At 56.4% G+C, this 12,243-nt stretch carries 13 protein-coding genes and 3 pseudogenes; 8 read left to right on the forward strand and 8 right to left on the reverse strand.

The genetic code is table 11. The features are described from left to right. The first annotated feature begins 318 nt into the window (after positions 1 to 318). On the forward strand, positions 319 to 1,128 hold the full coding sequence (locus tag QSV77_RS24805; protein ID WP_302735507.1) for a cyclase family protein: 810 nt from the start codon (positions 319 to 321) through the stop codon (positions 1,126 to 1,128). Positions 1,129 to 1,385: 257 nt separating this feature from the next. On the opposite strand, the gene QSV77_RS24810 is transcribed toward QSV77_RS24805, so the two are convergent. Together QSV77_RS24810 and QSV77_RS24815 are read right to left on the reverse strand one after the other, a co-directional pair. Then, a complete protein-coding gene (locus tag QSV77_RS24810) occupies positions 1,386 to 1,979 on the reverse strand; it encodes a general stress protein (protein ID WP_113083552.1) in 594 nt (197 codons plus the stop codon). Positions 1,980 to 2,000: 21 nt separating this feature from the next. Then, on the reverse strand, positions 2,001 to 2,318 hold the full coding sequence (locus tag QSV77_RS24815) for a PepSY domain-containing protein (protein WP_302735508.1): 318 nt from the start codon (positions 2,316 to 2,318) through the stop codon (positions 2,001 to 2,003). Positions 2,319 to 2,749: 431 nt separating this feature from the next. Here QSV77_RS24815 and catE point away from each other — a divergent pair. Then, positions 2,750 to 4,915 (forward strand): annotated as a pseudogene (catE, locus tag QSV77_RS24820) (catalase C). A 78-nt stretch (positions 4,916 to 4,993) separates the two neighbouring features. Here the strand turns inward: catE and QSV77_RS24825 are convergent. The 3 genes from QSV77_RS24825 to QSV77_RS24835 are packed head-to-tail and all read right to left on the reverse strand — an operon-like array spanning position 4,994 to position 6,054. Further along, positions 4,994 to 5,263 carry a DUF1488 domain-containing protein gene (locus QSV77_RS24825; protein ID WP_302735509.1) on the reverse strand — a complete coding sequence of 90 codons (270 nt, stop codon included), beginning with the start codon at positions 5,261 to 5,263 and terminating at the stop codon, positions 4,994 to 4,996. After that, positions 5,260 to 5,553: a hypothetical protein gene (locus QSV77_RS24830; RefSeq protein ID WP_142174885.1), complete on the reverse strand. Its 294-nt coding sequence runs from the start codon at positions 5,551 to 5,553 to the stop codon at positions 5,260 to 5,262. Before QSV77_RS24830 ends, QSV77_RS24825 begins: the two co-directional genes overlap by 4 nt. 45 nt (positions 5,554 to 5,598) lie before the next feature. Next, a complete protein-coding gene (locus QSV77_RS24835; protein ID WP_302735510.1) occupies positions 5,599 to 6,054 on the reverse strand; it encodes a hypothetical protein in 456 nt (151 codons plus the stop codon). Between the two features lie 51 nt (positions 6,055 to 6,105). On the opposite strand from QSV77_RS24835, the gene QSV77_RS24840 reads away from it, so the two are divergent. The 3 genes from QSV77_RS24840 (at position 6,106) to QSV77_RS24850 (ending at position 7,611) form a co-directional block, all read left to right on the forward strand. Then, entirely contained in the window at positions 6,106 to 6,315 is a 210-nt protein-coding gene (locus tag QSV77_RS24840) for a cold-shock protein (protein WP_302735511.1), read from the forward strand. A gap of 129 nt (positions 6,316 to 6,444) precedes the next feature. Then, a complete protein-coding gene (locus QSV77_RS24845; protein ID WP_003499608.1) occupies positions 6,445 to 6,669 on the forward strand; it encodes a hypothetical protein in 225 nt (74 codons plus the stop codon). Between the two features lie 132 nt (positions 6,670 to 6,801). Continuing rightward, positions 6,802 to 7,611 carry a transglutaminase family protein gene (locus tag QSV77_RS24850; RefSeq protein WP_302735512.1) on the forward strand — a complete coding sequence of 270 codons (810 nt, stop codon included), beginning with the start codon at positions 6,802 to 6,804 and terminating at the stop codon, positions 7,609 to 7,611. 109 nt (positions 7,612 to 7,720) lie between these two features. Here QSV77_RS24850 and QSV77_RS24855 read toward each other — a convergent pair. Continuing rightward, positions 7,721 to 7,849, reverse strand: a pseudogene (locus QSV77_RS24855) (IS21-like element helper ATPase IstB); the annotation flags it as partial. 336 nt (positions 7,850 to 8,185) lie between these two features. Here QSV77_RS24855 and QSV77_RS24860 point away from each other — a divergent pair. The 3 genes from QSV77_RS24860 to QSV77_RS24875 all read left to right on the forward strand — a co-directional run bounded on the left by QSV77_RS24860 (position 8,186) and on the right by QSV77_RS24875 (position 9,984). Further along, complete coding sequence (locus QSV77_RS24860; RefSeq protein ID WP_302735513.1) at positions 8,186 to 8,644, forward strand: hypothetical protein; 459 nt, start codon at positions 8,186 to 8,188, stop codon at positions 8,642 to 8,644. Positions 8,645 to 9,283: 639 nt separating this feature from the next. Beyond that, on the forward strand, positions 9,284 to 9,616 hold the full coding sequence (locus QSV77_RS24870) for a hypothetical protein (RefSeq protein WP_302735515.1): 333 nt from the start codon (positions 9,284 to 9,286) through the stop codon (positions 9,614 to 9,616). A 98-nt stretch (positions 9,617 to 9,714) separates the two neighbouring features. After that, positions 9,715 to 9,984, forward strand: coding sequence for a hypothetical protein (locus QSV77_RS24875; protein WP_302735547.1), 270 nt, complete (start codon positions 9,715 to 9,717; stop codon positions 9,982 to 9,984). A gap of 164 nt (positions 9,985 to 10,148) precedes the next feature. On the opposite strand, the gene QSV77_RS24880 is transcribed toward QSV77_RS24875, so the two are convergent. Together QSV77_RS24880 and QSV77_RS24885 are read right to left on the reverse strand one after the other, a co-directional pair. Continuing rightward, entirely contained in the window at positions 10,149 to 10,385 is a 237-nt protein-coding gene (locus tag QSV77_RS24880) for a hypothetical protein (protein ID WP_302735516.1), read from the reverse strand. Positions 10,386 to 11,072: 687 nt separating this feature from the next. After that, positions 11,073 to 12,179, reverse strand: a pseudogene (locus QSV77_RS24885) (Fic family protein). Positions 12,180 to 12,243 lie beyond the last annotated feature (64 nt).

Genomic DNA, 12,243 nt, shown 5'->3' on the forward strand with positions numbered 1-12,243 from the left:
CCAGAAATAGTCAAAGGTGGCGCGATGCAGGCTATCAAGTTGACCGGGTAATTCGTCTGTCACTTCCAACCTCAAAAGATCCGCGACAGTTGGGAGCAGACCCGTGCCAAGCCTTATCCGACTCGGTTACTATTTCCAAATGCGCAGGAATTCTTCGCCGGGAACGGAAGCCAACATTCAAAAACTGGCTCCGCGACGCCGATGTGGATTTAACATGTCTTTCTACCAAAGCTGAGACCTTGAGAACGACCAATCTTGCTTCACCAGGGTTTTCCGATACCGTCATGAACAGAGATTTCGTAACGGAGGGAAGATGGGATGTGTAATCACTGCGTGATAGAAGACGTGAAGAAGAACATGCTGTCGCGTCGTATGCTGTTCAAAGGTGCGGCCTTTGCGGGTGTGGCGATGGCTGCGGGAAACCTGGCGAAACCGGTCCTTGCTCAGACGGCTCACAAAGTCGTTGATCTCACTCATGTGTACGATTCAACCTTTCCAACATTTGATGGCAAGCCCGGAATAGAATTCGAATGGTCAGCAGATATCGCCAAGGACGGATACCAACTCCATAAATTGACGGTTTTCGAGCACACTGGAACCCATATCGATGCGCCTTTCCACTTCAGCGCCGATGGCGCCAGCGTTGATCAGCTGGAACCTCAAAAGCTGGTCGCGCCTCTGGTCATCATCGACATCACCGATCGCGCCAAGGAAGATGCCAATTCGACCCTTGAGGCGGCGGATATAGAACGCTGGATCAGCGCAAATGGCGAGATTCCCGCAGGTGCCGTCGTGGCGTTGCGTTCTGGCTGGGCCACAAAGGTTAAGAGCCCCGCCTTCCGTAATGACGACGCTGGAAAATTCGCCTTTCCCGGCTTCAGCAAGTCGGCGACCGATTTACTGCTCGAACGCGACACCGTTGCGATTGGCGTCGACACGCTCTCGCTGGATCCGGGCAACTCTGCCGATTTCGCCGTGCATAATTCTTGGCTTCCAGCCGGCCGCTACGGTATCGAAGGGCTGAACAATCTTGAGGCGTTACCGATCAAGGGAGCGACAATCGTCGTTGGCGCGCCAACCCACCGCGGCGGGACAGGAGGACCGGCTCGTATTCTGGCGCTTGTTTAATCGTAACTGATCTCCTGGCGATGAACAACGACCTCCGGAAATAACACCGCAGAAAGCAGGTGCTTGCTTTTGCAGTGGGCTGCCAGTGAACTGCTCGCCAGCTTTATGATACGTTCCGGAAGCGTTTTGAACCGTGTTTTACGACCGCCCTCGCCTGCTGTCTGCAGAGAATGCTGTTGCGACGACCGGCACTCTCGTCTGCCCTTTGAATTTGAAAGAAAAGGCCGGCAGATGCCGGCCTTTCTTCGTTGTCAGGTCTAACGCCTGTAGCGCAGACGCTCCTGTTCGATTTCAGCTGGCTCATAAGGATCCAGCGTGTCATCAAAGCGTGACCAACCCTCTTTGGCATAGGCCTCACGGCGCTGATCGGGATCAACCCAGTTGGACTGGCGCAGGATGTCCTGCGCGTCCGCATAAAGGCTGTCTTCCACTTTCGCGGTTACCAGCGTTCCGCCGCGGCGAACGCCTTCCGCATAGACATGAGCATGGTCTTCCGGCACGCCGGACTCCGTCAGTGCGCCGATAAGCCCGCCGGCGGCACCGCCTGCCACGGCACCGGCTACTGCGCCCGCCGCTGTTGCGGCAAGCCAGCCTGCGGCAACCACCGGCCCGACGCCGGGAATTGCCATGACGCCGAGGCCGGTGAGCAGACCGCCCACGCCACCAACGGCGGCGCCGATGCCGGCACCTGTGCCGGCGCCTTCAGCGGCATTAGTAGACTTGCCGTGGCGTTCATCTGCATTGTTGGACACGATGCTGATATCCGAGGATGGTACACCGCGTTCTTCGAGCGCGCTAACGGCCGCGCTGGCATCGGAGTAGTCGTCGAAAAGTCCTGTAACGGTCTTCATAGGATTCTCCTGAAGATTGAATTAGTTAGCGACAATGTTGCCCTGATAGTCGAGCGCCACGCTTACCGGCTTGCCATCTTTCGAGGCCTTGGCCTGCCAGACACCCTTGTCATCCTTCATAAGGCCGGTGACATCGGTATATCCGGCCTCCGTGAGGCGTGTTTTCGCCTGTTCCTCGGTAAAGCTGTTTGCGCCGTCGACAGGGGCTGTCGGGTTGTTGGTCTCGGGCGTGGCCACGGCGGGCGTTTTCCCATCGGTTGCAGGGGCGGGGGTGGTCTGTGCGAAGGCGGCAAGCGTCGAGGCGCCGACAAGCGCTGCGGCCAAGAGAAGTTTTTTCATGATTTTTTCCTCGTTGCAGCCTTTCGAGCAGGCTCACACAGCAAACACTATGCTCGCCGCATGGTTCCACCCCCTTGCAAATAGAATTGGATGGCGTTTGCGTTTCCGTGACGGTGAATGGCTTGCCGACGTGGTGCGCGAGCAGGCATGCGGCGGGATGAGAATTATTTTGACGCCGCAGGAACGTCGCCACGGTTCGAGGGTTCTCCAAGTCCAGCACTCAAAATTTGATCGGATTCCCGGATGCCTGCGGAAAAGACATTGCACGACGTGTTTCCTGACATGCTCGGGGACATCGGCTTTTCCGCAAACCAGACACTGAAGGCCCAGCCGAAAATGGCGTGAGCCGCCCACTCTGTTCGGGCCGCCTTTCAGGACGGCTTTTTCATTTCCGGGCCGCGATAGGCCCCTTCCAGTTCAGGAGCCACACCATGGCCAGGACCACCAACAGTAACAAGACCACCAACAGCAAATCACCGCAAGACAAGACTGAGACCGTCACTATTCACGACTAGAAGCTAGAGCGCGACGCCGGCGGCGAGCTGCACCAGACGGCCGAAACAGACTCGCCTGTGCTGACGACCGCTCAGGGCGGGCCGGTTGCCGACGACCAGAATTCTCTTCGGATCGGCGCGCAAGGGCCGCTTGTCGTGGATGATTTCCATTTCCGTGAGAAAATCTTCCACTTCGACCACGAGCGCATTCCCGAGCGCGTGGTCCATGCACGCGGTTACGGCGCGCACGGCTTCTTCGAGACCTACGAATCCTTTTCCGCCTATACCAGGGCGGATTTCATGCAGCGAGCGGGCGAAAAGACCCCGGCCTTCGTCCGCTTCTCAACGGTTGCCGGCAACAAGGGTTCGGCCGACCTTGCGCGCGATGTGCGTGGTTTCGCCGTCAAGCTCTACACCCGGGAAGGCAACTGGGATCTCGTCGGCAACAATATTCCGGTGTTCTTCATTCAGGACGCCATCAAGTTCCCCGACCTGATCCATGCCGCCAAGCAGGAGCCGGACCGGGCGTTTCCGCAGGCCCAGACCGCCCATGACACGTTCTGGGACTTCATCAGCCTGACGCCGGAAAGCATGCACATGATCATGTGGGCCATGTCGGACCGGACCATACCGCGGTCCTTGCGCTTCATGGAAGGTTTCGGCGTCCACACCTTCCGCCTGGTCAATGCCAAGGAAGAATCGACATTCGTCAAGTTCCACTGGAAGCCAAAGCTGGGGCTTCAGTCGGTCGCCTGGAACGAGGCGGTCAAGATCAACGGTGCCGATCCCGACTTCCACCGCCGCGACCTCTGGCAAGCCATCCAATCCGGCGACTTCCCGGAATGGGAGTTGCAGGTGCAGCTGTTCGACCAGGACTTTGCCGACAGCTTCGACTTCGACGTGCTCGACCCGACAAAGATCATCCCCGAGGAAATACTGAAGCCGCAGCCGGTCGGACGGCTGGTGCTTGACCGCATGCCCGACAACTTCTTCGCCGAGACCGAGCAGGCCGCCTTCATGACCCAGAACGTGCCGCCGGGCATCGACTTCAGCAATGATCCGCTGTTGCAGGGCCGGAACTTCTCCTATCTCGACACCCAGCTAAAACGGCTTGGCGGGCCAAACTTCACCCACCTGCCCATCAATGCGCCGAAGTGTCCCTTTGCGCATTTCCAGCAGGATGGCCACATGGCAATGCGCAATCCTGTCGGCAGGGCGAATTACCAGCCGAACTCGTTTGGTGAAGGTCCGCGGGAATCGCCGCGCCGCGGCTATCGCCATTTCCCGGCCGAAGAACAGGGAAGCAAGGCGCGGCTGCGCCCGGAGAGCTTTGCCGATCATTACAGCCAGGCCCGACAATTCTATATCAGCCAGACACCACCCGAGCAGCGTCACATCGCCGCCGCCCTGACATTCGAACTGAGCAAGGTGGAAACACCTGTTATCCGCGAACGCATGGTGTCGCATCTGATGAACATCGACGAGACGCTGGCAACCACCGTTGCGCAGAAGCTGGGATTAAAGTCGATGCCGAAGCCGGCGGATGCGGCTATGCCGACCCGTCAGGATCTGGAGCCCTCACCAGCGCTCAGCATTGTGGAGCGCAGCCCCAAGCGCTTCGAAGGCCGCAAGCTCGGTATCCTCGTCACCGATGGGGTCGATGCCAAGCTGCTGAATGGCCTGATGTCGGCGATTGCCAAGGAGAAAGCCGTCTGCGAACTGATCGCGCCGAAAGTCGGCGGCGTCACTGCCTCGGATGGCAGCTGGTTTAAGGCCCATCACATGATCGATGGCGGGTCGTCCGTTCTTTTCGATGCGGTCGCACTGCTGACCTCCGTCGAAGCGATAGACGATCTGGTCAATGAGGCAACGGCGCGCGACTTCGTGGCCGATGCCTTCCAGCACTGCAAGTTCATCGGCTATGATCAGTCGGCGCTACCCTTGCTGGAAAAAGCCGGCATTGCCGACGCTCTTGATGAGGGCACCGTTGCCCTCCGCGGGGAGGAAGGCCTCGCCGGCTTCGTATCGAACCTCGGCAAGCTTCGTATCTGGGGTCGGGAACCTTCGGTAAAGCTCGGAAAGGCTTCACCGCCAGTGAAATGAAATCACCACCAGGCGCGGCAGCGATGCCGCGCCTGGTGGCGCAGGCACTTTCGGGAAAGGAATATCCACAGCGACTGGTTAGCCGAGGTCGGAGGCAGTCAGGATATTCATATTACGACGCGATTTGGCGTAGACCTTCTGTGCCGCGGCGTAGATGGCCACGCGCATCGCGTCGAAAGAGGAAAGGCACTGGGCTTCCGACATGCTCATGGCGTGTCCCCGGCCCTTGGCGAGCGCCTCGGCCTCGACAAAAAACCGGATTTCGAACATGCCGTCATGGCCGAAAAAGCGAACCGCTTTACGCACCTCGTCAAAACTGCGGGCCGTGTTGGGGAAAGCGAGCGTCATGACTTGCTCCCCGTGCGTTCTTTCCTGCGCAGGGCGTTACGCCGGTTGAGGGACAGCATGCCGTCGGTCGCTTCCGCTATGCTGAGACGGGTCAGCCTGCGGCCGCCGATGCGCACCGGCACGCCGGTGAAGACATGGTATATCGTCCAGCTCTTATCCCTCTCGATCCGTCTTCCATATTGAGTCTCGAGCGTATCGGAGACGGGAGCGCCGCCTTCGTTCTCCCAGATCTCTATCCTCAGCGCCTGGCGCCGGTGTTCGTTGCACGTTTCCATGGTGTTGCCTTTCATGTGGAACTCGTACGCGGATTTCGTCCGCGTGGAGCCCGTTTCATTCTACGCCGCTGTTGCCATGTTCCGCCGGACGAACGTTACGCGGAGGCATAAAGAAATGGCTGATGGTGTATTATCGCCGCTACCGGCACGCGCCTCTCGCAATAGGTAAAACTTCGCGGCATCGTCAAAAATGACACCGCAGCGCTTGCGCAAACATTTGCAACCGGACGAAGAAAAGAAGACGGCGCCTCTCTGACACCGCAGCGCCATGCGGCTAGCATGACGAAGCCTGACCATGCGCCCGGATTGCGCGGAAAACAAGGCGATGGACGGCCACACGCCATCCAATGAGAACACAACTTTGTGACGAGATGAAATATCTTCAAAAACCAGTAGTTGACATCCCGGCAGAGGCAGGATATAAGGGGCAATCGAATTTGCTTGCTTAGCTTTGCTTGTCACGCGTCTGGCACCGCGTTCTGAACGAACCTTTCCTTTCAAAATCGCTATCATCATCCGCAGCGCATGAGTGCTGTGGTTTCTCTATTGCTAAGAAAAGGGTTCATCATGACCACTGGCACAGTTAAATGGTTCAATTCCACCAAGGGCTTCGGTTTCATTCAGCCTGACAATGGCGACGCCGATGCGTTCGTCCACATCTCCGCCGTTGAGCGCGCCGGCATGCGCGAACTCGTCGAAGGTCAGAAGATCGGCTTCGAGCTCGAGCGCGACAACAAGTCGGGCAAAATGTCGGCCTGCAATCTGCAGGTTGCCTAAGGGTCTGTGCTTCCCTTTGACCACGGATGTACTGGCACTGCCGGAAGCACGCCAACCCAATCAAGGCCAGGCAAATTGCCTGGCCTTTTGTTTTTCGCTCGCTCTCCGGGCATCATCATCGGAACACCCATGACAGAAAAATACAGTATTTCCCGCCAGAAGGCCGAGCTCGCGTTCAGCCATATCCAGACACCGTTCTTCGCAAAGGAAAAAGCGCTTGAGGAGCTAGATTCCATTGCGCAATCCCGCGATGCAAAGACCCTGCGCCTTCGGGAAGCCCGTCTTGCGAAGGAATTGTCTGATCGTACCGCGGCAACATCCGCTCTGCTCGCCAAACGCGCCCGCGCACGTTGATCGATATCCGCGCCGTTATCGCCGTCCGCACAAGACCTGCCTGGAAAACCTGACCACCGGCCGGAACGCCGCGAGTATGAAAGCGTTGCATCCTGAAGGACATGACAATGGCTCTTTCAGGGATAGTGCTGCATGAAGATTCGCGCCGGGTTCGATATTGCTTATGAGTGCGAGAATGAGACGGCGATGCTGCTGGTTCTCAACATCCATCCCGGCCGGCGCGCGGATCTGCTCACCGAACAGGTCCTGACCTTCGACCGGCCGGTCGAGGCCTGGGGTTATCTGGACATCTTCGGCAACGCCTGCAGCCGCATATCTGCACCGCCCGGACTGACGACGATCTCCACGCGCTTCGACATATATGACAGCGGTCTGCCGGATCCCGTTCCCGAAAACGCCTTCCAACACGATATCAAGGATTTACCAGACGATGTTCTGGTGTTCCTGCTGGGCAGCCGTTACTGCGACACTGACCGGCTGGCGGACTTCGCCTGGAAAAACTTCTCGGCTACACCACTCGGCTGGCCCCGTGTTCAGGCTGTCGTCGATTTCGTCCATTCCCATATTGTCTTCAACTACGAGAAAGCTGATCCGCTGAGGACGGCTTACGGCGGGTTCACCGACAGGATCGGGGTGTGCCGCGATTTTGCGCATCTTGCGATCACTCTCTGCCGCTGCATGAATATTCCCGCCCGCTATTGCACCGGTTATCTCGGTGATATCGGCGTGCCGACAGACCCCAACCCGATGGATTTTAGCGCCTGGTTCGAGGTCTATCTCAGCGGGCGCTGGTATACGGTCGATGCCCGTCACAACATGCCGCGCATCGGACGCATATTGATGGCGACAGGACGCGATGCGACCGACGTCGCCCTGTCTACCGCTTTCGGGCCGGCCATCTTGAAGCGGTTCGAGGTGGTTACAAAAGAATTGGCTGGATAACGACCAGCACCGGTAGAGCGTGAAGGCTCGCACCTGCCTTTTTTGCCATCGCACCACTGCCGTCGATAAACGAAACATCCTGTCGCCCTGGAGCGAAAGAGCGGCAGAGCACCAGGGATTCATTGACGGGCGTGTCGGCGAAGTCGAAGCCGTCGATGTCTTTTGCCAAAGGCAATTTGGCGATGCTGAGCTGGTAGCGGATGCACCGGGCCTGTCTCTCGGAGATCTCCGACTGCAGGCGTCCAGCCAAAGGGCACTATGCTCCCTGATTATTCGAAGAACCAATGCCGAAAAGCTTCTGAAGCTCCAGACGAGTTGCAGCAACGCAAGCGCGAACTAGGTGATAGCGAGCAAGCGGCCCTCGCTATCGGCGGTTCGAAACAGCAGCCGAAGCTCTCCGGTTCGCTGTAGAATACATGCCACACGGTCAATAACGGGGCTCTCTTCTGGAGATTGACGAGGCCCCGATACAGTCAAAGCGCAGATCCGTGCGCTCTACGACGCTCCCGGCTACCCGCTTTCCCGCCAGCTTGGCTGATTGGCGACAGATCTGACGGACTCTCGGGACGCTTGGATGAGCTTCGATCTGCGACAGTCAACGATACAGGATCACCGTTGCTACCGCGCTGATCCAATAGGCGTGTTGTCGCGGTTCCATAAACGAAGCGCTGGAAAAGGTACGATATCACCGCACGGTCCGTGCCCGATAAACCGTATTTGGCCGCGGCATAAAGCCGCTTTCCGCAGCTTATCTTTTTTCCGGGAAAAACCTTTTAAGCTGCGTCTTCGCAAGCGCGTCTCTACTTACCGCATCAAAGAATATGCAGCCTTCGATATTTGTGCGCAACTCTGCTGGTACCTCTGGTCCGCCGGCCTTCAGGAGCTTGTCGCCCATCGCGAGAAGAGCCGCCAGTTCGACACCGCATCTGGACGCAGACATAACGGTTGCTCCCGCTGGACCGGGTCGTATTTCCTCAAGGTCGTTGCTGGCGGTATAAAGCGTCAACAAATACCAGATCAGAAAGAAAGCTGACCAAAGCATCATGCTTCCAAGAACATATGCGCGCACAGGTGTTCCCCACTATCTGCCGAACCCCGGAAGACCTTGGATTGCGTATCTCGGGAGTGGTGTACGAGAGGGCACGCGTTCCTGTTTCTGTACTCCGAACAGAAACAGCATTTCTCCTTTGAGTTTGGAAGGGTCGGTCATTCCACCCTGAAAAAGATCAATTATCTTGCGGGTGGCCCTGTTGAATGACCGGTCGTCATCCACGTGCGCATCGCGTTCAAAGCCAGCATCCGACAACAGGGAGCGCAACATATTCAGGTCGTGAGACGAAATCGGGCCGTATTCTTGCGCGGAAGACATCGTGTCCTCCTTTCGTTGGGGCCAAGGGATTTCACCTTGAAGCGGTAACGCCCTTCAAAAAAGCTACCGAAGAAAAGAGCCTGCGCGCTTTGTGGTCCATTAGCAAGGAAATTCCAAAGCGCTAAAATTCAGCAGCCGTTCAATGACGACCCGCGAATAGCCGGTGAACTCTGCTGAGGCTTTCCAAAACCGTATTCGCTTGCGTCTAAAGCTATTCAGGCGCACTGTGAGGTGTCGGTAGCGATGTCACGGGCACTACTGGTTGAGGGTCGGTTACCCTAGCCCCAACGAGAGGAGGACAATATGTCTTCCCGCCCTAGCCTTTCAGCCATCTCCCCGGAAGAGATGGAGATGATCCAGTCAGTTTTGAAGAGTGCAGGCTATAACGCCACATTGCTGGGCAATGACCAGCGACAATTCAACACGGCCGCGTTTCTTGTAATGAGACTGTTTCTTGCGGGAGAAACATCTGCCGATGCTCTCACAGCACAATTGAAACGCCGCCTTGGAAATGCGGCCTCACTTGACCATTCCTGCCAATCAACGCCGGTGCTTGTCATCAAAAGTGTCCCACGCAACACTATATACGTCTTGAACTTTTTCAGGAAACCGCGTGATCGCTCGATTGACGGTTGATGAACAGACCTGGACGACAAAGGCCGGTCGTAATATGCGATCCCGTATTTAATCACCTTCAGGGCGCCAGAACTCTCGTCAGGAAAGAGTATTTGATTATGAAAGAACGAAAGACATACAGTGAAATCACCTTCGCGAATCCCTTCGTGCTGGAGGGCTTGGTAATGCCTTTAGAAGCTGGAACATATCGTCTAGTCGTTGATGAACAACTTATTGAAGGTCTCAGTTTTCCTTCGTATCAACCCGTCGCAACGCACCTTGAGATACCTGCTATCTCCGCCCAATTAGTGACGCGCCAGTTCTTGCAGGTGTCCGCGGACGAAATAGAGGAGGCGCTGAAAAAAGATACTGAATCCCAATGCGGCTAGTCCAACCAGTGATCGACGATTAACAAGTTGGCCTGCGAGTGCGCTGGTCAGTTTGTGCGCAAGCGGTAGTACAACGCTACTTGTACGCTGCTTAGTTTTCTCCAGCAGAAATCCAAGGCAACCGTTCCGAACCGCGTTCTCGCCTTTGCACGCCGGGGGATAGTCTACTCGAACCGCATCACCGATTTCAGCGGGATTTTCGCGATCAAAACACCGTCGCCCCTGACAACTTCAAACTCTGCGCCATCTACGACTTCGTTCTTCAGAAGTTTCTCCGCTAGCATCTCTCTAGCTGCCTGCGCAGCTTCGGCGAGGGCTCGCTGGTCATCTGAGAGCATGGTGCCAATCAGATCAACCGAGAGACCGTCAGCTTCCCGTACGTGGAAGAAGTACCGCTGCATATTTTAAGTCCTGTATTCGCTCTCAGCCCTAACCATCAGTTTGACCCGTTTGTTCCTGTGAGGGTCATTGGCGGAAGGCCGCGTGCAATTTTCGGGAACCACTGACCGGCATTTTGGTTCTGGTCGTGGCGAACGATACGATTTCGTTGTTATGCTTGCCTTTCCACTCAGAAGCTGATGGTTGTGTGGAGGCGAAGGAGAGACCTTCACCGTCGTTGGGCGTGGAGGCCGCACCAACCTGAGCGAGGACATTCTCGTGCTACGGCAATTCAGAGGCAAGAAGCTCCTAAATTGTGGAGGGGCGACTTATGATGACTGCGGCATGCCGGCTAGTGAACGCGGAGGCAACTCATATAGGGCCACTTCGATAACTGGCAGACGTTCTGGATGCATTGATGGAGGGAGGCGTGGACGCCGCGATCCTTGACGTCGGCACCCATGATGAAACCCTTGTTTCAGCATCCATTATTCTTGAAGGGGCGAACGTGCCGTGAGGTGGAGCGGATCCGAACTGTTGCTTCCGTCGTGGCGTAGGCGGCAATTAGGGTGTACCATCGATGACGAGTTCGCGTGTCCCAGCAACTCTACCCACACGACCACTGGCAGGAAAATCGAGCAAACGACGGGAATCGAACAATCGTTCACCTAGATAGTGACTTTGGTGGAGTTCATTTGACTAGCAGTAATTTATTTCTGCAATGACAGCGAGTACCGGGTATGCCGACGTTCACCCGTACGCGTCAGTGCACCGATCTCCACGAGTTGCTGAAGGTCGCGTGTTGCTGTAGCGCGGGATGTATCTGTGATCGAAATGTAGTTTTCGGCACTTAGCCCCCCCTTGAAGCCAGCCGTGCCTTCCTTGAAGATGCGCGCGACTACCTTTTCCTGCCGCTCGTTCAACTGGCCCCGAAAACGATCATAGAATTTTGCTTTCTGAATGAAGAAATCGATGCGCTCAAGCGTCGCCCGTTGAGCATCAAGGATCGTTTCTGAAAAGAAAATGATCCAGTCGGTGATATCAAGCGTGCGTTGGTGCCGCTCAAGCTCGGAATAGTAGGCCTTCCGGCTCTTTTCGATTGTGAAGGCGAGTGAAATGAGGCTTGGCTGCCCTATGTTTTGCGCCAGGGATTTCTCAGCGAGCGCGCGTCCAATTCGGCCGTTGCCATCCTCAAATGGATGTATGCTTTCAAAGTACAGATGGCCTACGGCTGCGCGCGTTAAAGCATGAAGCGACATTTGACCACCTGGCCCGGATCGATTGAACCACGCGACGAAAGTCTCCATCTCATCGCTAACCTGGCGAGACGGGGGAGCCTCGAAGTGGATGGTGGGCTTGTCCAATCGACCCGACACGATCTGCATGGCGTCACCATGCGTGCGGTAAGCACCAACTGTTTCAATATATCGGTTTCCCGCCATCAGCATTGAATGCCAGTGGAACAGTCCCTCATGACGCAGCGGCCCATGCCAGCTTCGATAGACATCCGCCATCATCTCGGCGATCCCCCGCTCCTGGGGGCCGATCTGTCTGTCATCAGTGTTTAGCCCGAACTGTCGGCGGAGTGACGACTGGACACTCACGCGATCCAGAAATTCCCCCTCAATCTCTGAGGTCTTGACCGCTTCGTCGCTCAGCAACTCAATGCGAAGTTGGTTGCTGTCGTCCTCGTTGAAATGCCGGACAGCACCTATCACCTCGCCAGCGGACTGCAGGAATTTCTGCTCCAACGGTACCAGGCTTGCGGTGTCGTGCCTGAAGTTTGGCCAATCCGTGTTTTACCAGTTCCATTTCATGAGTTATAGCACCCCTCTCTATAACTCATAATTATTGCCATATATGAGCTATTGCAAGTCCGTC

The sequence above is a fragment of the Agrobacterium sp. V1 genome (assembly GCF_030518355.1).
GTDB lineage: Bacteria > Pseudomonadota > Alphaproteobacteria > Rhizobiales > Rhizobiaceae > Agrobacterium > Agrobacterium cucumeris.

Bases quoted from the DNA above. Each gene is read 5' to 3' on its own strand.
- QSV77_RS24805 (WP_302735507.1), top strand. From the start codon at position 319: ATGTGTAATCACTGCGTGATAGAAGACGTGAAGAAGAACATGCTGTCG.
- QSV77_RS24810 (WP_113083552.1), bottom strand. From the start codon at position 1,979: ATGAAGACCGTTACAGGACTTTTCGACGACTACTCCGATGCCAGCGCG.
- QSV77_RS24815 (WP_302735508.1), bottom strand. From the start codon at position 2,318: ATGAAAAAACTTCTCTTGGCCGCAGCGCTTGTCGGCGCCTCGACGCTT.
- QSV77_RS24825 (WP_302735509.1), bottom strand. From the start codon at position 5,263: ATGACGCTCGCTTTCCCCAACACGGCCCGCAGTTTTGACGAGGTGCGT.
- QSV77_RS24830 (WP_142174885.1), bottom strand. From the start codon at position 5,553: ATGAAAGGCAACACCATGGAAACGTGCAACGAACACCGGCGCCAGGCG.
- QSV77_RS24835 (WP_302735510.1), bottom strand. From the start codon at position 6,054: ATGATGATAGCGATTTTGAAAGGAAAGGTTCGTTCAGAACGCGGTGCC.
- QSV77_RS24840 (WP_302735511.1), top strand. From the start codon at position 6,106: ATGACCACTGGCACAGTTAAATGGTTCAATTCCACCAAGGGCTTCGGT.
- QSV77_RS24845 (WP_003499608.1), top strand. From the start codon at position 6,445: ATGACAGAAAAATACAGTATTTCCCGCCAGAAGGCCGAGCTCGCGTTC.
- QSV77_RS24850 (WP_302735512.1), top strand. From the start codon at position 6,802: ATGAAGATTCGCGCCGGGTTCGATATTGCTTATGAGTGCGAGAATGAG.
- QSV77_RS24860 (WP_302735513.1), top strand. From the start codon at position 8,186: ATGAGCTTCGATCTGCGACAGTCAACGATACAGGATCACCGTTGCTAC.
- QSV77_RS24870 (WP_302735515.1), top strand. From the start codon at position 9,284: ATGTCTTCCCGCCCTAGCCTTTCAGCCATCTCCCCGGAAGAGATGGAG.
- QSV77_RS24875 (WP_302735547.1), top strand. From the start codon at position 9,715: ATGAAAGAACGAAAGACATACAGTGAAATCACCTTCGCGAATCCCTTC.
- QSV77_RS24880 (WP_302735516.1), bottom strand. From the start codon at position 10,385: ATGCAGCGGTACTTCTTCCACGTACGGGAAGCTGACGGTCTCTCGGTT.